This is a genomic window from Mesorhizobium sp. WSM4807 (assembly GCF_055811615.1).
In genome coordinates, this window is sequence record NZ_JBVVQY010000028.1 from 21,744 (window position 1) to 40,499 (window position 18,756).

An 18,756-nucleotide genomic window follows, 5' to 3' on the forward strand; every position below is an offset into this window, starting at 1 on the left:
ATGCTGCTCGACTACGACCGGCTGGGCTGGCTGCGCGCAGCACTTCTGGGTTTCACCGGCCTGGTTGCCGCGTTTCTGCTGCTGCCGGTAGTCTTCATCGTGCTGCTGTCGTTCGGATCGTCGCGGTGGCTGGCTTTTCCGCCGCCCGGCTGGACGCTGAAATGGTATGAGGAGCTCTTCGCCGATCCGGCCTGGCTCGAAGCGGCGCTGATCAGCGCGCGCATTGCCACCATGGCCGCGATTCTTGCCGTCGTCATCGGGCTCCTGGCTTCTTTCGCCCTGGTCAGGGGACAGTTTCGCGGGCGCAACACGCTTCGCGGCCTGCTGCTGACGCCAATGGTGCTGCCGGTCGTCGTCTTTGCCATCGCCATCTATGCATTCTTCCTGCGGATCGGGCTCGGCGGCACCACGGCAGGTTTCGTCATCGCCCACACAGTCCTGGCACTCCCCTTCGCCATCATTCCCATCACCGCGGCACTCGAAGGTTTTGACAAATCCATCGAGGATGCGGCGATCGTCTGCGGCGCAAGCCCATTCGAGGCAAAACTCCGGGTCACCTTGCCGGCGATCAAGATCGGGATTTTTTCGGCGGCGATCTTTGCCTTTCTCGCCTCATGGGACGAGGTGGTGGTCGCGATCTTCATGGCCAGCCCCACCTTGCAGACCTTGCCGGTCAAGATCTGGGGCAGCCTGCGCCAGGATCTCAGCCCGGTCATCGCCGCGGCATCCAGTCTTCTCGTTCTTCTGACGCTGAGCCTGATGATCGTAACCGCACTCATTCGGCGGAAACTGTCGAAATGACCGAACCGTTTCTCTCCATTCGCTACCTGCGCAAGACATTCGGCAGCTTCGTCGCCGTGCACGATGTCACGATCGATATACCCAAGGGCGAATTCCTGACCTTTCTCGGCCCTTCCGGCTCCGGCAAATCGACGACGCTCTACGCGGTCGCCGGCTTTCAGCATCCGACATCCGGCGACGTTCTTCTCGAAGGCAGGTCGCTGCTGTCGGTGCCGTCGCACAAGCGCAATATCGGCATGGTGTTTCAGCGCTACACGCTGTTCCAGCATCTCACCGTCGCTGAGAACATTGCCTTTCCGTTGCGCGTGCGCCGCCGGCCGGACGCCGAGGTGAAACGAAAAGTCGCCGAGATGCTGTCGCTGGTGCGGCTCGAGAGTTTCGGCGGCCGATATCCTGGCGCGCTATCCGGCGGACAGCAGCAGCGCGTGGCGCTTGCCCGGGCGCTCGCCTACGATCCGCCGATCCTTCTGATGGACGAGCCGCTTTCGGCGCTCGACAAGAAGCTGCGCGAGGAGATCCAGGCCGAGATACGGCGCATCCACCGCGAAACCGGCGTAACGATCCTGTACGTCACCCATGATCAGGACGAAGCCCTGCATCTTTCCGATCGCATCGCGCTGTTTCGGGACGGGCGCATCGAGCAGATCGGTACCGGTGAGGACCTCTATCTGAGACCTGCGAGCGAATTCGTGGCCAGCTTCATCGGAAATTCCAATTTCCTGCCGGCCGAGCATCTTGAAACCGTCAACGGCTCCGCCACGATCCGCCTGGCCGATGGCTCGGTCGTCTCCGGCGTCAGGATCGATCAGCAATTCAGCCATGGCCAGAAGACCAGGCTGATGGTGCGGCCGGAAGCGTTTCGACTGAGACCCGGCCCGGCCACTGCCGGGCTTGCGGTCGAATTCATCGACACAGCCTTCTTCGGCGAGCGGCGGCGCGTTATCGCGCGCACGGCCGCCGGCCAGGAGATCGACGTCAGGCCGACATCCGATGTGGCGCAAGCACATGAAGGCATCGCCTCGAGCAGACAGATTTTTTTCGATCCCGCCGCCGCATTTCTGTTTCCGGCCTGACAGACGACAGTTTGACCTCAGCGCGGCGGATCAGCCGGCGGCTCGATGGTGACGCCGTATTTGGCGGCGATGGCCACGAGCTTTGCCATCTCCGGCATGCCGGCGGCGGTCGCGGCATCCAATTCCGCAAACATCTGATCAAGGCCGCAACTTGGCGCGCAGAAGACGAGTACGCAAGCTGGCTTGTCGGCGACATTGCGGATGGCATGGCGCCGGCCGCGTGCGCCGAAGAAGAAGCCGCCGGGCGCAACGCGATGTGGCGCGGAGTCGCCCTCGAATTCGATGACGAGTTCGCCGCTCAGCACATAGAAGGCTTCATCCTCACGGGCATGGGTGTGCGGTGGTACTCGCGCGCCCGGCGGAACCACGGACTCCCAAAGCGAGAAGGACCCCGCGGTTTCGGCGCCGGTGGCTTTGTAGATATGGGTGACGCCCAGAACGTTGAGCGTCGACCGGGCCGCCGGCTCGCGAACGAACGAATCGGCCGCTGTAATGTTGGCATCCATCGTCGATCTCTTTCGTGGTTCGGGTCGCTCACCAAGAGATAGGCCGTTCTCGCCCTTTGATTAGCCGGAATTGTATGGACATGCTGTCCGGATTTCAGGACAATTCGATGATGGACCCGCTCGACGGCATCGCGGCGTTCGCTCGCGTCGTGGACAGCGGCAGCTTCTCGGCTGCGGCAGATCGGCTCGGAATCTCCAAATCCGCTGTCAGCGCCCATGTGCAGCGGCTCGAACAGCGCCTGGGCATTCGCCTCCTCAACCGCACCACGCGTCGGCTCTCTATGACCGAAGCGGGCGCAGCCTACTACCGCCACTGCACCCGGATTCTCGCCGAAGCTGAAGCGGCGGAACAAGAAGCGAGCGCGCTGCAGCGCGAACCGCGCGGCACGCTCCGCATATCAGCGCCCGACAGCTTCGGCTGGATGCATGTGGCGCCGGCCGTCCCGGAGTTCCTGAGGCGCTATCCGGAACTTTCCGTCGATATTGCTTTGAGCCCGGCGCATGTGAGTCTGGTCGATGAGGGGCTCGATCTGGCGATCCGCATCGGCGTGCTCCAGGATTCGCCGCTTGTCGTGCGCAAGCTCGCGCCATCCCGGCTCGTCGCCTGTGCTGCGCCCGCCTATCTCGACAAGCATGGCATGCCGCGCGAGCCGGGCGACCTTGCAAAGCACAACTGCCTCTGCACAAGCCTCCTGCCTTGGGGCGATGAATGGCGCCTTGCCGGCAAAATTGGCGAGGCGCGCGTGGCCGTGGGCGGCAGCTTTCGCAGCAATAATGCGGAGATGCTGCGCGTCGCGGCGCTCGACGGCATCGGCATTGCCCTATTGCCCACGTGGGCGGTAGCGGAGCCACTGCGCACCGGCGCGCTGCGACGCGTGCTTGATGCCTGGGAGCCTCCAGCCAGCACGATTTATGCCGTCTATCCCAGCAACAGGCTCATGTCGATGAAGGTCCGTGCCTTCGTCGACCACCTTGCGCGACGCATCGGGCGTACGCCGTATTGGGACGAAGGCCTTTGAGAGGAGCGCCGTTTTGGATCGTTTTTGAGCTACGGCAATCCATTGATCCAGCTTTGGCAACTTTCTCTCTGAATGCGCTCAAGAACCGTCTCCCATCGGTCAGAAAACGTGCGATCTTGACTTCAACACGGGATTTGGGCGGCTTGAAATTTCCTCGGTTTCGCCCACGTAGTGAGGCTACGTCGGCTGCAAGGCGAGTTTTTTGCTCAAAAGCGTCGCTTATGGGGCCGTCAAACCGGCAGCCGCGCAGCCTTCAGTAGCGACGACCGCCCGGTTGCGCCGGTTCTTACTCGCGATAGCTGGAGTATCTGATGCCGACCCGCCCCTATGCCATCCTTGAAGCGCCGTCCGCACTGGGTCTGGCGACCGACGGCGTGGAGGGCTTGCCCGGTCGGCTGCTGGAACTGGGCCTCGCCGAACGCATCCATGCGCGCCGCGCCGGGCGGCTGGCCGTCCCGCCGAAAGACCCGAAGCCCGACCCTGCCACCCTGACGCTGAATGACAACGCGATCGCGGCGTGGTCGCCCAAGCTCGCCGACGCCGTGGAGGAGGTGCTGGACGCGGGCGAATTCCCGGTGGTGCTGGGCGGCGACTGTACGATCTTGCTGGGTCCGATGCTCGCGCTGCGCCGGCGCGGTCGATACGGCCTGTTCTTCATTGACGGCCACGCCGACTTCTTCCAGCCGGAAGCGGAGCCCAACAGCGAAGGCGCGTCGATGGACCTGGCCTTCGTCACCGGCTACGGGCCGGAGCTGCTGACCGACCTGGAGGGCCGCCGCCCGTTGGTTCGCTCCGAGGACGCTGTCGCCTTCGCGTTTCGCGACCACGAGGACCAGGCCAAATTCGGCAGCCAGCCTTTGTCAGCGGAGATCATGGCCGACGATCTCCACGCCATCCGCCGCCTGGGCGTCGAAGCCGCCGCCCGGGCGGCCGTTGGCCACCTGACGCGGGCGGAACTCGACGGCTTCTTCATCCATCTCGACGCCGATTGTCTCGACGATGCGATCATGCCGGCGGTCGATTTCCGCGTACCGGGCGGGCTGTCGTGGGACGAGCTGTCGGCGGCGCTCCGGATCATCCTGGCGAGCGGAAAGGCGGTTGGACTCGAGGTCACCATCTACAATCCGCGTCTTGACGAGGACGGCAGCGCCGGCCGTGGCCTTGCTGATGTCCTGGCCGCAGCCCTCGGTACAGCCGCGCCCGCTTAGGCGGACGGGAGCTGGCGGCTATCGGGTGGCGTTGAAGCGTCACATGCAACCACCTGTCCGCCGAACGAGAACCCCGCGCCTTATCCGCCGCCTGGATGATGGCAACCTGGCGATCGTTTCGAGCCGGAGCATTGAGGCTCTCCGCCTGAGGGCCACCGGCCCCCGCCAGGGCAAACCTATAAATAGTGCTAGCTGTAAATGCGCCGGGCCGCTTAGTACCGTCGGCCGCAAACAAGGCTTGGGAGGGTCCGTCACTATGGTTCCTGCCGCGCCATGACGCGGAGCTTGGAACTGTGACGGCACATGCGACCACCGAAGGATTTAGCGACTACAGGGATTACCGCACCTGGTATCGCGTAATCGGAGATCTCAACTCGGGCAAGCTGCCTTTGGTCGTCGCTCACGGCGGGCCGGGTTGCACCCATGACTATGTCGATTCGTTCAAGGAGTTGGCCGATACCGGGCGGGCCGTCATCCATTACGATCAGATCGGCAACGGTAAATCGACCCATCTCCCCGACAAGGGCGGCGACTTCTGGACCGTCGATTTCTTCCTGGGCGAACTCGATGCGCTGCTCACTCACATTGGCGTAGCCGACCGTTACGCCCTGCTCGGCCAATCCTGGGGCGGCATACTCTCGGCTGAACATGCCGTGCGACGCCCCGCCGGGCTCAAGGCATTGATCCTAGCAAACTCGCTGGCCTCAATGGCGCTATGGGTGGAAGGCGCGCTGCAATTGCGCGCCGGGCTGCCGGCCGATGTGCAAAGTGCGCTTGACCGGCACGAGGCAGCCGGAACCACCGATCACCCGGACTATGTTGCGGCAACCAAGGCCTTCTATGACCGCCACGTCTGCCGTGTCCTTCCGACGCCGCCGGAAGTCGCCCGGACATTCGCGGCAATCGACGAGGATCCGACGGTTTATCACACCATGAACGGACCCAATGAATTCCACGTCATCGGCACCATGCGGAACTGGACCATCGTCGAGCGCCTGCATCTGATCGAGGCGCCAACCCTGGCGTTCCGCGGATTTTACGACGAAGCGACCGAGGCGTGCGTCCAGCCCTTTCTCGATCATATTCCCGACGTCGAAGGCATGGTCTTTCCGAATTCCAGCCACATGCCGCATGTCGAGGAGAAGGACGATTGCCTCGCCGCCGTTGGACGTTTCGTGGCCAAATACGATTGAGGTCCGCGCTCCACAGCAGCCTATCTTTGCACAAGCTTATCGTGCAGGGCTTGGCCTTGCATTTATCCTGATGCGTTCCGTCGTTCCTTGAGCGCCTGGGCCAGGAAATCCTTGACCGGATCGAGAACCGCGTCCCGTTCGTGGGCTACCCCGGGCAGCAAATCAAAGCGCACGCGCACACCTGCTTCCTCGAACGATCGACACAACGTCCCGAGGCGTTCCGGCCTCGTTTGTCCTGCATCGTTGGCGCCCGGCATCCAATGGGTGCTGCCCTGGATATGGGTGATTTCCCAGGTCTCCAGGTCGGCATCGCCGACGATCATCTGGACAGGCACTTTTGCCAGCGCGGCGGCATCGAAGGTGATGCCGAACTTCTCCGGCAGGTCGCGAATGCCCACCCACCAATCCCGCGCGGGATCGAGCAAGGTCACTGAGCCCGGCGCGCCGATCGAAGCCGCCCATAGCCTGTCGGGATGGACGATGGCGAAGCGATGGGTGAATTGCCCGCCGCCGGAAAATCCAAACATGGCAAAGCGGGTCCAGTCCTGACGGTATTTGGCGACGACTTCCTCGACTATGGCGAGCAGCACCTGATCGTAGCGGATGTCGCCCTCGATCATGTATTTGTACCCGCTGCGGGCATCATCGCCGAGAACGCCGATTGGAAATAGCGGGCACAAAATGGCGCAGTCGTTCCAGCGTCCGAACTCGGCGAACGCGTCGCGGAAACCCAGGAACGAGGTGCGGCCAGTACCATGGACGGCCACCAGCAGGTCGACTTGGGCGCCTTCCCCAACCGCGGGCGGTACATACAGGCAATAGTGGAAGCGTGGGTCTGATTTGGAAGCAAAGATGGCGGTCGCGCCAAGATCGTATGTAGCGCGACCGCGATCCGCGACGGATCCCGTGGCGATGTTCGTCAAGTCTACAACTCCTCAGACAGTCTTGGCATTCATGGATAGCGTATACTGGTCGGCCCGCGTCGTGAACTGGAAGGTCCTTTCAGGCAGCCACGACGAGGACCTCGTGGTGCATCGGAATCAGGGCAACGTCGTTGAAGACGATCTCGCTGAGTTCCGAGAGCATCTTTTCGCGCTTGGCATCGTCCAGCATCCGCTTCGCCACAGCCAGTTTGGCATCGAGATCGGAATTTGAATAGCGGCCCGAATTGGCGATACCCATACCGGCGTCCGGATTCTGCGTCGCGAGCAGCGCTGTCATCGGATTCGAGGTTCCGCCCGTGTTGACGCCCCAGGAGTCCAGATTGATGCTGAAGTCGTGGGCATCCGCCTTGTTGGCATAAACCGACCAGCATAAGCGAGCTGGGCGACATGGTAGCCCGGGCCGCCCATCGTATTTCCGCCGCCCTTGGCTTTCGCTCGCCGGCTGCCAATGAGGTAGCGAGTTGAACTGGTGCCAAGCATCACACGACTGCCTCGGCAGATTGCGACGAGGGGTGTATCTCCGGAACGGTGAAAACCGGCACCTCGCCCTTGAAGCCTTGGAGTTCAAAGGCGCCCGCCTGGACAACCGGCATCGATGCTCCTTGGGCAAATCCGGGACCAAGCACCAGAGGGATGCTCAGCTTTTTGGTCGTTGACTCGAGCCGTGCCGCGCGGTTCACCGGCGGGCCGATCGCGGTGTAATCGAAGCGCCGTTCGGAGCCGAAATTCCCTACGGAGCAGATGCCAGTCTCGATGGCGACGCCGATTTCGATAGGGGGGTGCCCGCGCGCGGTGAACGCGGCGTTTTCGCGCTTCACCCGTTCGATCAGGGCGAGCCCCGCTTCGAGCGCGCGCTCGCGATGATCTGGCTGGTCAAGCGGCGCGTTCCAGAAGGCTAGCACGGCATCGCCCATGAACTTATCGATGGTCCCATCGCGCTTGAGTATCTCATCGGTCGCAAGGCCGAGGAAGTGGTTGACTACCTTTCCAATTTCCTGGGCATCGAGTTGTTCGCTCATCGTCGTGAAGCCGCGTATGTCACTCAGCAGGATTGTGATCTCGCGCTTCTCTCCGGACAGGATCGCTTCGGTATCCGAATTTGCGAGGCGTTGCACCACGGAGGGCGACAGAAATTGCGAAAACTGCCGGGCCAGGGTGGACCGGCGCTGCTCGCTGCGCCTGTAGAGGGCATAGCCTTCGAAGCCGGCTACGAGGATCGTCGCAAGCGCCGGCTGCAGTGGGTCATAGAGCTTACCCTGCAGGCTGTATTCGAGAGCGCCGAACGCGAAGGGCGTGGCAGCCAGGAGCGCCAGAGCGAGGGCGCCAAGCATGACACGCTGGGCGAGAACTCCCGAAAGTCCGATGAAAACGATGCCACTGAGGACCAACCACAGCCGCTCCAGCGTACGCGCTTGGGTTGGCTCTACAAGATACCGCCCGGCAAGCATCTGGCCGATTGCATCTGCGTGGATGTCCACGCCTGGTCGTGCCGGACGCGCCGGGGTGGGCAGATACTGCGTCAATCCCACGGCTGACAGATCAACAATGGCGATCGCGTTCCGCAGCAGCGGATCGCCGCGACCCGAGAGGATATTACTGGCAGATATGCGCGGCGTATTGGTGTCGGTTTCCCAGAGGCGGATGCTGCCCTGCGGCTCGAGTGGCACAATGGTGCCGGCCATCCTGAGCGCGTCAAAGCCGGTGGCATTCATCCGGGCCACGTAGCCGTTCTCTCCGGCGTAGAGGCGCAGGAGTTCGAGCGCGAAGGACGGCCAGAGCTGCACGCCTTGAGCCGTATTTCGGAGCCAGAGCAGCGGCACATGGCGTAATACCCCGTCGGGATCGGGCAGAGTGCGAATTACGCCGAGGCCTGCAGCGGCGCTCGAGAAATCAGGAAGCGAGCCTGTCAGACCGGTGAAGCCAGGAAGCGTCTCGGGTACTTGCCCAACGATCGACCAGCCGGCTTTGGGCTCTGCTTCTGATACGGTCGCCTCATTGCCTAGGCTGACGGCGAGCGCCGTTCGATTTTTCGCCAGCGCGCTGGCGAGGCGCTTGTCTCCGGCGATGCCATCAGGAGAGAGGTCAGCCTCGGGCAGCACCAGCGCAAGCCCGATCACCGCGGCACCAGACTCGGCGGCACCATCGACCAGATCGGCCAAAAGGCCACGGTTCCAGGGCCATCGCCCATATGCCTTAAGGCTCGCGTCGTCTATCGAGACTATGACAACAGGATTGCTCGTCGCCTCGCGCGGGGCGAGGAACTGGTAGAAGTCGTACGTACGCTCGCGCAGGCGCGACAGCGGCCCGTCGAAAGCAAAATGGCAAGCGAGCAGCAAGAGTACGACCGCAAGACCAGGTATTTTCCGCCTGGCAGCCCGCCGCCAATCAAGCGAGGGGCTCATGCCAGTCGGCCGGCCTTACCGGCAGTCGGGAAAGCAGTCATCATCCTCATCATCCACCCCGCTGCCTACAGGGGGCGTTGGGCTGTCAGGGAACTCCATGGCCACGCCGGGCAATGCGCCGTCGGTGGACTTGCAGGCTTTGAGCGAATTGCCGAGTGCTGACGCACAGATTGCGCTTACGTTCAGCCCCGGGCCCGGTTCGCCTGGCAGGCCGGTGCCGGCTATTCGATCGATGCTGTCCAATATCGGGAAGGCGTCGATACCGCCGTAGCCGGTCAGCAGTTTGTCATTGTCCGACGTGCAGGCGTGGCCCGGGTTTGTGATCACGAGCTTGCGACCATTCATCATGCAGGTCATGCGGCCGGCGCGCAGTATGCCGACGGTCTGACCAGCTATCACAAGCACTTCAATGATGCCGCCTCTGGCTCCGAGCACCATGTGTGGCGTCGCAACTTGCATGTCGCCGCCCTTCGAAACCTGACCGCCGTAGAAACGGGCCAGGCCGCTGTTCATCCCGATGCCGATCTTTCCTGACCGGGAGCCCGGATTGTAGACGAATTCATCGATCGTCAGCCTGGTGTTCGGACCAATCTTGGCGCTCGACTCGTCCTGGAACACGAGCATTCCGAGACCGGTGGTATTGCTGCGCAGCTGGTCGCCGAGTGCGACGCCAGCGCCGACGTACATCGCCTCGCCGCCATTGCGGAAGATGTTGGTCTGATAGGCCGTCATGGACCCGACCGTTTCAGCGGCAGATGGTGCCGCAAAGGCAAGGCAGGCGATACAAGTGGCGATCTGACGATATAGGGTCCTCATCGCGACCTCCTTCAGTTGAGCGTCAACGTGTAGCTCACGAGCAATTCGAACGAATTTCGGTCGCGACCAGCGATATCGAAGTCGGTTTCGCGATAGGCGAGGTCGGCACTGATCTTCTGCCACTCCGTGAGCTGAAAATCGCTTTCTGAGGCAATGAGCCAGAAGTCGCTGTCTATGTTCGTGCCGATACCGATGGACAAGTCGGGCGTGTCGCTGTGACCGGCCGAGAAGGCGACCTGGTGAGACCATACGAGAAGGTCCGGTACTTCCATCACTATGCCGCCGTAGCGGACCTCTCCCATGTAGCCGCGGCCGATTTCGCCAACTCCGGAGGCGAAGTCATTCGAGCCGACTAGGCGCAGCCCGAGCGCCTGGCCATTGCGGAAGCGGTAGCTGCCGCCTGCCTCATAGAAAACCCCGCTATCGGCGAAGATGCCTTTCGAGGCGCTTAGATCGATGTAGCCGCCACCCGCGAAAAGCGTCGTCTCGACCGTGGGGCGCACGAGCAAGCGTCCACTGAGACCGACGCCGGTCTCGTGGATATCGCTGTCGAAGCGATCTGTGACGGCGAACGCGGAAAGCAGCAGCCGTAGCGAATCGATGCCACTGTTGGGCAGTCCCTTGTCCAAGGTAATCGCCGCGTCGCCGTGGATAAAAGTCTCCTCATCTCCGGGAACCGAGAGGTCTTCGGTGAAAAAGCGCTCTGTCGCCGCCAACGAGCCCGAGAGGACAAGCGCGTCAGCACTTGGCGTGCCGAGGTCCCGCCGGACAAAGCCTTCCGCCCACCCATAGGGCGAGACGAAGGTGCGGTCGTCTTCGGCCCCGCCCGGCTCAAAATCGGTGGATGCGCTGAACATGCCGCCAGTCAGAGCGATCTCCCAGGTGACGCCACGTAACGCGAGCTCGATGCGGGCGAGCAGGCGAACGGCTTCCTGCTGCTCATCTGCGGACAGGTCCCCGGTCTCGATGCCGTACTGCACCTGCCGCCGGGCCAATTCATAGGAGCCGACATTGTAGTACAACCGGCCGGCCGCGAGGCGGGCGCGCGCATCGCGAGGATATCTGATGAGATACTGCTCGATTGACGAAATCGCCTGATCGTACTGCCCTGCGTTGACAGCGACCGTGACGAATTGGGCTAGCGTCGCGTTGTCAGTCGGATTGGCAATGCGGGCCGAAAACGCATCGTCATAGGCCGGATAGAGACCTTGTGCGCCGGCCGGCAATATGCCGGTACAAAGCAGCGCCGCGGCGAGGCCGAGGATCATTGAAAACGAGGAATGCATGCCGAGAGCCCACCCAAACCCGACTAGTGCAGCGGATCTAGCACGCCGCCACGAAAAAAAGCGACAGAACTGTCACGCGGCCTTCCGAGTCTTCAGCAGCTGTTGCAGCTGCGCAACAAACTATCGGATTCATTCGCATTTCTCCTACGCTGGTTGGCCAAACATCTTTTCAGCGTTGCTGGATCCGAGAAAGTATTCTCTACAAACGGCAACTAAGACACATCATAATCAGCCGTGGATTGCGTAGCCTCCAAGATCAATATTGTTTGCGCGATTCTGCACGTATCTGGCCGCGCCTGACGCATCAGGGTCAAATGTGGCTCATCCGAAGGTCTTCGGTACAGTCGGTCCGCCAGATCGCCAGCACGGCACAGCACAGCGCCCGGCGCTCAAGTGGCGCGACGGACTACAGCACCAGCATGGTGGCCAGTCCCAGCATCAGGCCCATGCCTACGATATCGGTCACGGTGGTTAGGAAGATGGCCGAAGCCACGGCCGGATCGGCGCCGACACGCCGCAGGCCCAACGGGATCAGCACGCCGGAGATTCCGGACATGAGGCACGATCCGGACATTGCGAGCAGGATCACAAGTGCCAGCATGGGCGCCTGGGATGCCGACTCCGGCTGCCGTGAAGCGTAGAACCACATGGCCGCAGCCGCCACCAGACCGACGAGTAAGCCGTTGGCGATCCCGAGCGCTCCCTCCCTCAGCACCAGGTGCAGCTTCGGTCGTTTGTCCACATCCCCTAAGGCGAGGCCACGCAGCGTAATAGCCAGCGCCTGGCAGCCGGTGTTTCCGCTCTGTCCGGCCAACACCGGGAGGAACGCCGCCAACGCGACGATCTTCTCGATCGTGCCTGTGAACGAGCCGACCACGAAAGCGGCTATGAAGGCCGTCAGCAGGTTGAGCTGCAGCCACGGATGACGTTTCAAGAAGGCTGAAAACAGCGGAGTGAAAGAACGCTCCTCCTTCTGGACACCCACCATCTGGCCAGGCTGGGCAGAAATCTCGATGATTTGCTGCTCGAACAGCCGCCAGCCGCGAACCTGCCCGAGCAGCCGGTTCTCCGCGTCCACCACGGGATAGACAGGGTAGTGACGGCGTACCGCCGCCTTGCAGGCTTCGCTCAAAGGCATATCGACGTGAAGGGCGAACGGACTTGCCAGCATGATCTGATCCACCGTCGCGTCGGCCTCGCTCAGCATCAGATCGCGCAAGACCACCAGGCCGACCAGTCTATCACCCTCGTCCGTGATGTAGAGGTAAGTCAACTCGGTCGGCACCTGGGCTCGTCTGACGGCCCCCACCGCGGCGGCTACCGTCGTCCCGACAGCAACGCTGGCGGGGATCGGGTCCATCAGCTCGACGATGGCCTCGGGGATCGCGAGATCCTTGCCGTCGGTATGAGATTTGATGGGCCTCCCTTGCGATGGCAAATACTCCGCCACCTTCCGGGCGTGCCTATCCGGTAACAACTCTAGTGCGTCGCGGATGAACTCGGGAGACTCTCGGGCTAGCAATTCAGCCGCATCGTCAGGTGCTCGAACACGCAGCGTTCGCACCAACTTCTGAATGTCGTTCTCTTCCCTCATCTGTTCCCCCAACCTCTAATGTTGCGCCTCTGAGCTTATAGACGGGACCGGTTCGCTCTGCCCAGGCGCACGGTGGCCCAAGCGCCTCGATCCGGAAATCTTCGCCTTCTCAGGGCGCCGAGTAGACCGACCCAGACAAATCGGAGCCATTGCGTGGGTGCATACAGGCGGGCTGTAACGTCAGCGTGTCGCCAAGAGAATTGACGTGTTGCCGAACTTCACCGTCGATTCCTGGGCTCTGCGAGCACGTCGCATCAACGACAAGGTCGGCAATGGGCCGTCGTGGCCCTGCTCATTGGGGTACGCTCAGCCCGACAGTTCGCGGTGTGAACGGCCGCGATTCAACCTGGGAAGATGGTGAAACCGCCGTCGACGCGAATGACCTGCCCGTTGATGAAACGCGCGCGCGGACCGGCGAGGAAGGCCACCGCTTCGGCGATCTCTTCAGGCTCGGCATACCGGTTCAGCGACTTCTTGCTCGAATCCATGCGCTCCGGATCGACCACGCGGCTCGCCTGGAACCGTGCCGTCTTGGTGGCGCCGGGGCTCACCGCGTTGATGCGCACGCCGTCGTCGATCAATTCCTTGGCGAGGCAGCGCGTATAATGGACGACGGCCGCCTTAAGCGTGGAGTAGACCACCTCCGGCGAGCATCCGATATGCGCTGCCGCTGAGGCAATGTTGATCACCGAGCCTGAGCCGCGCTTGACCATAGGCGGAATGAACGCCTGGCAGACCAGCATCGTGCCGATGAGATTGTTGTCGGTCAGAACCTTGATGTCATCATAGTCGATGTCGAGCGCGTTGTTGGGGCTGGGCTTTACTCCCTTGGCGCCGATGTCGCCGCCGGCGCAGTTGACCAGAACATGCACATCGCCGAGCTCCGCCTCGATCTTCCTCTTCATTTCGGCGACGGCTTGCCTGTCGCCTATGTTACCGGTGACCGCGGTCACCCGTGTCCCATGTTTTTCCAAACCTCTGGCGGATTCGCCGAGGTCTGCGAATTCGCCATACTGTGATGGCCGAGTCCAATCGAGATCATGGATCGCGACGTTTGCTCCAAGTTCGGCCAGGCGGTCGGCCATGACGCGGCCGAGGCCGCGTCCCGAGCCGGTCACGAAGGCAGTCAGGCCGCTGAGTTCTCGGGCAGTCATGCTGATTTCTCCATTGCAATGAAATCGAACTTCTTCATGTTGGCGGCGCTGCGCCGGATCATGTCGAGCTCATACGAAACCAGCGCACCGTCATCGTCGCGCTCCCATGGCGTCCGGTAGTCGGCGTCGTCCGCAAGGCGGTTTACCCGCGCAGCACTCAGGCAGGCCGCGAACTCGCGCGCAGTCTTGGGCGCATATCCGTTCCACCAGTCGTCGGTCAGACAGCGAACGTGACGGGCTTCCAGTGCGCCTGGCTCAAGCACGGCCGTCAGCGTGTCATGGTGCTCGGCGAGGATGGCTACCAGTTCGGCGAAAGGCACGGCGCCGTCGCCTATCGCGCAGCGGACCAGACGATAGCCCTCATCCGTGAACTGCACGCGATAGTCCTTGAGGTGGACATGGCGGACGTGCGGTGCAATCCGCCGCGTGAAGGCAAGCGGTGCCTCGCCGACAGGGAAGGTATTGCCGGTATCGTAGGTGATGCCGACACCCGGCCCGCCGAGTTCGCAGAACGCGACCAGTTCGTCGCTGCCGAAGTCCTGATGGTTCTCGATGCCGAGCACCCGGCCCTCAGCCGCCCCACGCGGCCCCCATTCCGTCAGGGCAGCGCGGATCGTCGCGTTGAACTCGCTCCATTTTGGGCTCCACAGGTTGCGGTCGCCGCACAGGACGGGGGTCAGTGCGATACGGATCGTTGTCGCCTCGAGCAGGCGCGCAGCCCGAAACGCGTTGTCCAGCGGACCGGCCACGATAAGACCGCCGCTGACCACCGGGACGATGTCGAGCGCGGCCAGACGCCTGCGCAGTTCGACGACCTCGGCGTCCGGCAAGTCGGTCAGCCATGGTTCGTAGATCTCGAGCGTGCGTGCGCCGAGTTCCTGCGCAAGCGCTATGAAGCCTTCCAGCCCCGCCCCATCCGGATTGTGCCGCGGCGTATCGCGCCCCTGCAAGCCGAGATGGTAGGTCAGTCCGTAAGGGTTGAGACCGAGGCGAAGCATCAGTTTGGCAGTCCCGTTGAAAGATGTGGAAGCGATCGCATCAGCGCAAACCGGCATCGACGGTGATGGACTGTTTCGTGATCATGCGGCTGTCATCGGCTGCAAGGAAGAGCACGGTCCGTGCAATCTCCTCGCCCAGGAGGACGCGGCGGATCAATTGTCGCTGCACGGTCTGGTCGATTGCGTTCTGCGTCTTGAACCACAGCTCGCGCTGTCGCTCGGTGATGACAGCGCCAGGCTCGACTGCATTGACGCGGATGTTGTCAGGTCCGAATGACCGCGCCAGTGCGCGGGTCAGGGCCACCACAGCCCCCTTGGCGCTGGCATAGGCCACCATCTGGTCCGCGCCGAAACGCCAGGCGATGGAAGAGAAGTTTATGATCGAGCCGAAGCCGAGTTCCTTCATGTGCGGATGCACCGCCTGCGCGGCGAAGAAGTGATGCCGGAGATTGACGTCGAAGCTGCGGTCCCAAAATTCGGCTGTCACCGCGTCAACGGGATGGCGCTGGTCATCGGCAGCGTTGTTCACCAGGACGGCGACCGGACCAAGCCGCGCACGCACGCCTTCAACCGACGCCTGCAGCGCAGCGACGTCGGTCACATCGCAATGGAGGTACAACGGGGCATGCTTGGCGGTGCCACCGAGTTCGCGCACCAACGCCTCCGCGGGCCCATCCTGCACATCGAGAAAGCCCACGCGGGCGCCATTCGAGGTGAAGGCGCGGACCATGTCGGCCCCGATCCCGGAGGCGCCGCCGGAGATCAGCACGACGCGATCGGTCAAGCTCGGGTACGTCGCGAATTGCATGGACATCAGATCACAGAAGCGCCTTGGTTGTTGGATCGAACAGACAGGCGCGCGACATGTCGATGCCGAGCGTTATCGTCTCGCCCATGACGGGAGCGTCATCCGGCTCGAAACGGCCGGTGATCTCAAGGTCACCCAGCCTGAGGACGGCATGCGTCTCGGCCCCGGTCGGCTCGACCAATTCGACCGGGGCCTGCATGGACTCGACGGCAGGTTTCCGCGACTTCAGGTCCGTCGTGAAACGGTAGATGTGTTCTGGCCGAACACCGAGCACTACATCTTTTGGCGCGCCGGCGGGCAGCGGAGCGGCAAGGGTGAGAGCAGCGTCGCTGCCGTCAGCGGCGCGCACCGAGATGCTGGTCGAGTTCGTAAGCCGGGCGGGGATGAAATTCATCGCCGGTGATCCCATGAAACCCGCAACGAACATGTTGGTCGGCCGGTCATAGATCTGCTTCGGCGTGTCGAACTGCTGCACCGAGCCCTGGTTCATCACCGCAATGCGGGACGCGAGCGTCATCGCCTCGACCTGATCGTGGGTGACGTACACCGTCGTCTTGCCTACGCGATGGTGAAGCTTCTTGATTTCGGTGCGCATGTCCACGCGCAGCTTGGCGTCGAGATTGGACAGGGGCTCATCGAACAGAAACAGCTTCGGGTCGCGTACCAGTGCGCGCCCCATCGCAACGCGCTGCCGCTGGCCACCCGACAGCTGCCCGGGCTTGCGGTTGAGCAACTGCTCGATCTGCAGGAGTGCGGCAACCCGCTTTACGGCTTCCGCTTGCGCCGCTTTGGGCACGCCCCGGCTTTCCATGCCGAAGGTGATGTTCTCGCGCACCGTCATCGTGGGATAGAGGGCGTATGACTGGAACACCATCGCTATGTCGCGGTCCTTGGGCTGCACGGAATTCACCAACCGGTCGCCAATCCAGATCTCGCCCGACGTGACGGTTTCCAGGCCGGCGATCATGGCGAGCAAGGTTGATTTTCCGCAGCCGGAGGGGCCGACAAGGGCGACGAATTCTCCGGTCTGCGCCTCAAGATTGATGCCGGCCAGAATCTCGACCGCGCCATAGCTCTTGTGAAGATTGCGGATGGTCAGTGTGGACACGGGCGACGCCTCATTTGATGGCGCCCTGTGTCAGGCCGCGCACGAAGTATTTTCCACCGAACAGGTAGATCAGCAACGGCGGCAGTGCGCCGATCAGCACGGCTGCGCTCATCACGTCGTAAGCACGGGCGGTCGTGCCGCCGGCAGTGAGCGCGACCAATGCCGCCGTAATCGGCTGCTGCTGGCCCGATGTGAAGACGACGCCGAACAGATACTCGTTCCAAATACCTGTGAATTGCCAGATGACGGTGACAATCAGAATCGGCGGCGACAGGGGCAGGATGATCTTGCGGAAAATCCGCCAGAAGCCGGCTCCGTCGATGCGTGCCGCCTTGATAAGGTCGTCCGGTATGCTGACGTAGAAGTTGCGGCAGAACAGGGTCGTGAACGAGATGCCCTGGACGACGTGAATCAAGACCAGCCCGTATGTCGAATTGGTTAGGCCGAGTTTGCCGAGCAGGAACGCCCACGGCATTAGCGAGATCTGGCCGGGCATAAAGACGCCGAGCAGCATCAGATTGAACAGGACTTCCGAGCCCTTGAAGCGCCATTTCGACAGCACGTAGCCGTTCATGGCGCCGAGGAGCGTCGAGATGACCGTCGCGGGGATCGCCATCCAGAGCGAGTTGAAGAAATTGCGCTTCATGCCTTCGCAGGTGCCGCTGACGCAATAAGTACCCCAGGCCTCCGCCCACGCGTCGAGGCGGAAGCTGCGCGGCAGGGAGATGAGGCCGTTGCGGGCAATTTCGGACTGCTCCCGCAACGAGTTGAAGACCACGACCAGCAGCGGTGCAAGGTAGATCACAGCGAAGAGCGTCAGCACCGCATAGATAAGAAAGCGGTTCCAGAAATATCGCCGCGTAGCCGCGGCCGCTTCGGGATCATGCCGGGCGTTGAGAGCAATGTCAGCCATTGCGACCCTCCTCCCGCTTGCGCCAAACGATCCATAAGGAATAGGGCACCAGCACAACAGCAAGGGCCGCGAGCATCATCATCGCCGCAGCGGCACCCTCGCCGATCTGGCCGCGCTGGAACATCAGGTCGTAGACATAGATCGCCGGGAACGTAGTGGACACACCTGGCCCACCCCGCGTCAACGCCGCCACCAGGTCGAACGTCTTGATAGCGAACTGGATCTGAATGACCGCCACCGCCAGGAAAATCGGGGCGATCGTCGGCAGGATGACCTTCCGATAGATCCGGGAAACCGACGCACCGTCGATTTGCGCTGCTTTGACGAGATCCGGATCGACGGACCGCAGGCCAGCCAGGAAAAGCGCCATTGCGAAGCCGGACGACTGCCAGATACCGGTTATGATCACCGCATAGATCGCGGTGTTTCGGTTGGCCGTCAGCGCGAAGCTGAAGTCGGTCCAGCCGAGCCCCCGCACGAAGGCTTGGATGCCGTCGACGGGATTATAGAGCCAACTCCACACCGTGCCGGTGACGATGAAGGACACTGCCAGCGGGTAGAGGAAGATCGTGCGCCAAACCGCCTCGCCGCGAACGCGCTGGTCGATCAGGATCGCGAGAAGCAGCCCGATGGCCATCGAGCCGACGATATAGAAGCCGCTGAACAGGAAGAGGTTGGTATAGGCGATGTTCCAGCGCCGGTTCGCCCAAAGCGAAGCATAATTGTCCAGACCGACGAACCCATAGGTCGGCATCAGCGACGAATCGGAAAGCGAAAGATACAGCGTCCAGAGCGTGAACACGAAAACGTAGATGAAGCTCGCCGCGAGCGACGGCGCCAGCACCAGAATGGGCACGATCGTGCCCAGGCGCTCCCGCCACGGGGTCGCGGGAGCCGCAACCGGTACAGTCAAATCATGCGTGGGCATCGGCT

18 protein-coding genes are annotated in these 18,756 nt (G+C 62.4%); 5 read left to right on the forward strand and 13 right to left on the reverse strand.

The window, feature by feature from the left end; translation table 11 throughout:
* Positions 1 to 801: an ABC transporter permease gene (locus AC0L3N_RS27110; RefSeq protein WP_473550562.1), complete on the forward strand. Its 801-nt coding sequence runs from the start codon at positions 1 to 3 to the stop codon at positions 799 to 801.
* A complete protein-coding gene (locus tag AC0L3N_RS27115; protein WP_473550563.1) occupies positions 798 to 1,874 on the forward strand; it encodes an ABC transporter ATP-binding protein in 1,077 nt (358 codons plus the stop codon). Before AC0L3N_RS27110 ends, AC0L3N_RS27115 begins: the two co-directional genes overlap by 4 nt.
* A 17-nt stretch (positions 1,875 to 1,891) precedes the next feature.
* Here the strand turns inward: AC0L3N_RS27115 and AC0L3N_RS27120 are convergent, their stop codons facing one another.
* Positions 1,892 to 2,380 (reverse strand): cupin domain-containing protein, encoded by a 489-nt coding sequence (locus tag AC0L3N_RS27120; protein WP_473550564.1) that lies wholly within the window; start codon positions 2,378 to 2,380, stop codon positions 1,892 to 1,894.
* 74 nt (positions 2,381 to 2,454) lie between these two features.
* On the opposite strand from AC0L3N_RS27120, the gene AC0L3N_RS27125 reads away from it, so the two are divergent.
* The 3 genes from AC0L3N_RS27125 (at position 2,455) to AC0L3N_RS27135 (ending at position 5,800) form a co-directional block, all read left to right on the forward strand.
* Complete coding sequence (locus AC0L3N_RS27125) at positions 2,455 to 3,399, forward strand: LysR family transcriptional regulator (protein WP_473550566.1); 945 nt, start codon at positions 2,455 to 2,457, stop codon at positions 3,397 to 3,399.
* Between the two features lie 311 nt (positions 3,400 to 3,710).
* The gene (locus AC0L3N_RS27130) at positions 3,711 to 4,607 is read left to right on the forward strand and encodes an arginase family protein (RefSeq protein WP_473550567.1); all 897 of its coding nucleotides are present in this window, start codon (positions 3,711 to 3,713) and stop codon (positions 4,605 to 4,607) included.
* A 293-nt stretch (positions 4,608 to 4,900) separates the two neighbouring features.
* Positions 4,901 to 5,800 carry a proline iminopeptidase-family hydrolase gene (locus AC0L3N_RS27135; RefSeq protein WP_473550568.1) on the forward strand — a complete coding sequence of 300 codons (900 nt, stop codon included), beginning with the start codon at positions 4,901 to 4,903 and terminating at the stop codon, positions 5,798 to 5,800.
* A 62-nt stretch (positions 5,801 to 5,862) separates the two neighbouring features.
* On the opposite strand, the gene AC0L3N_RS27140 is transcribed toward AC0L3N_RS27135, so the two are convergent.
* From AC0L3N_RS27140 to AC0L3N_RS27195, 12 genes are all read right to left on the reverse strand, one after another.
* Positions 5,863 to 6,723 (reverse strand): alpha/beta hydrolase, encoded by an 861-nt coding sequence (locus AC0L3N_RS27140; RefSeq protein ID WP_473550571.1) that lies wholly within the window; start codon positions 6,721 to 6,723, stop codon positions 5,863 to 5,865.
* 79 nt (positions 6,724 to 6,802) lie between these two features.
* Entirely contained in the window at positions 6,803 to 7,021 is a 219-nt protein-coding gene (locus AC0L3N_RS27145; protein ID WP_473550572.1) for a hypothetical protein, read from the reverse strand.
* 202 nt (positions 7,022 to 7,223) lie between these two features.
* The gene (locus AC0L3N_RS27150) at positions 7,224 to 9,080 is read right to left on the reverse strand and encodes a CHASE2 domain-containing protein (protein ID WP_473550574.1); all 1,857 of its coding nucleotides are present in this window, start codon (positions 9,078 to 9,080) and stop codon (positions 7,224 to 7,226) included.
* A gap of 81 nt (positions 9,081 to 9,161) precedes the next feature.
* Positions 9,162 to 9,878, reverse strand: coding sequence for a FecR domain-containing protein (locus tag AC0L3N_RS27155; protein ID WP_473550576.1), 717 nt, complete (start codon positions 9,876 to 9,878; stop codon positions 9,162 to 9,164).
* A gap of 95 nt (positions 9,879 to 9,973) precedes the next feature.
* A complete protein-coding gene (locus tag AC0L3N_RS27160) occupies positions 9,974 to 11,248 on the reverse strand; it encodes a tetratricopeptide repeat protein (RefSeq protein WP_473550577.1) in 1,275 nt (424 codons plus the stop codon).
* 406 nt (positions 11,249 to 11,654) lie between these two features.
* Complete coding sequence (locus AC0L3N_RS27165; protein ID WP_473550579.1) at positions 11,655 to 12,842, reverse strand: magnesium transporter; 1,188 nt, start codon at positions 12,840 to 12,842, stop codon at positions 11,655 to 11,657.
* A gap of 341 nt (positions 12,843 to 13,183) precedes the next feature.
* A complete protein-coding gene (locus tag AC0L3N_RS27170; protein WP_123146787.1) occupies positions 13,184 to 13,996 on the reverse strand; it encodes an SDR family NAD(P)-dependent oxidoreductase in 813 nt (270 codons plus the stop codon).
* Positions 13,993 to 14,994, reverse strand: a complete 1,002-nt coding sequence (locus AC0L3N_RS27175) for a sugar phosphate isomerase/epimerase family protein (protein WP_473550580.1) — start codon at positions 14,992 to 14,994, stop codon at positions 13,993 to 13,995. Before AC0L3N_RS27175 ends, AC0L3N_RS27170 begins: the two co-directional genes overlap by 4 nt.
* Positions 14,995 to 15,034: 40 nt before the next feature.
* Positions 15,035 to 15,763 carry an SDR family NAD(P)-dependent oxidoreductase gene (locus AC0L3N_RS27180; RefSeq protein WP_473550582.1) on the reverse strand — a complete coding sequence of 243 codons (729 nt, stop codon included), beginning with the start codon at positions 15,761 to 15,763 and terminating at the stop codon, positions 15,035 to 15,037.
* 49 nt (positions 15,764 to 15,812) lie between these two features.
* On the reverse strand, positions 15,813 to 16,910 hold the full coding sequence (locus tag AC0L3N_RS27185; protein WP_473550583.1) for an ABC transporter ATP-binding protein: 1,098 nt from the start codon (positions 16,908 to 16,910) through the stop codon (positions 15,813 to 15,815).
* Between the two features lie 10 nt (positions 16,911 to 16,920).
* Positions 16,921 to 17,823, reverse strand: a complete 903-nt coding sequence (locus AC0L3N_RS27190) for a carbohydrate ABC transporter permease (RefSeq protein WP_473550584.1) — start codon at positions 17,821 to 17,823, stop codon at positions 16,921 to 16,923.
* Entirely contained in the window at positions 17,816 to 18,751 is a 936-nt protein-coding gene (locus AC0L3N_RS27195; protein ID WP_473550586.1) for a carbohydrate ABC transporter permease, read from the reverse strand. The genes AC0L3N_RS27190 and AC0L3N_RS27195 overlap by 8 nt, the downstream gene beginning before the upstream one ends.
* Positions 18,752 to 18,756: the final 5 nt, after the last annotated feature.

Coding starts and splice junctions, on each gene's coding strand:
- AC0L3N_RS27195 (WP_473550586.1), bottom strand. CDS start 18,751: ATGCCCACGCATGATTTGACTGTACCGGTTGCGGCTCCCGCGACCCCG.
- AC0L3N_RS27145 (WP_473550572.1), bottom strand. CDS start 7,021: ATGACAGCGCTGCTCGCGACGCAGAATCCGGACGCCGGTATGGGTATC.
- AC0L3N_RS27170 (WP_123146787.1), bottom strand. CDS start 13,996: ATGACTGCCCGAGAACTCAGCGGCCTGACTGCCTTCGTGACCGGCTCG.
- AC0L3N_RS27160 (WP_473550577.1), bottom strand. CDS start 11,248: ATGCATTCCTCGTTTTCAATGATCCTCGGCCTCGCCGCGGCGCTGCTT.
- AC0L3N_RS27130 (WP_473550567.1), top strand. CDS start 3,711: ATGCCGACCCGCCCCTATGCCATCCTTGAAGCGCCGTCCGCACTGGGT.
- AC0L3N_RS27155 (WP_473550576.1), bottom strand. CDS start 9,878: ATGACGGCCTATCAGACCAACATCTTCCGCAATGGCGGCGAGGCGATG.
- AC0L3N_RS27165 (WP_473550579.1), bottom strand. CDS start 12,842: ATGAGGGAAGAGAACGACATTCAGAAGTTGGTGCGAACGCTGCGTGTT.
- AC0L3N_RS27115 (WP_473550563.1), top strand. CDS start 798: ATGACCGAACCGTTTCTCTCCATTCGCTACCTGCGCAAGACATTCGGC.
- AC0L3N_RS27175 (WP_473550580.1), bottom strand. CDS start 14,994: ATGCTTCGCCTCGGTCTCAACCCTTACGGACTGACCTACCATCTCGGC.
- AC0L3N_RS27125 (WP_473550566.1), top strand. CDS start 2,455: ATGGACATGCTGTCCGGATTTCAGGACAATTCGATGATGGACCCGCTC.
- AC0L3N_RS27190 (WP_473550584.1), bottom strand. CDS start 17,823: ATGGCTGACATTGCTCTCAACGCCCGGCATGATCCCGAAGCGGCCGCG.
- AC0L3N_RS27110 (WP_473550562.1), top strand. CDS start 1: ATGCTGCTCGACTACGACCGGCTGGGCTGGCTGCGCGCAGCACTTCTG.
- AC0L3N_RS27120 (WP_473550564.1), bottom strand. CDS start 2,380: ATGGATGCCAACATTACAGCGGCCGATTCGTTCGTTCGCGAGCCGGCG.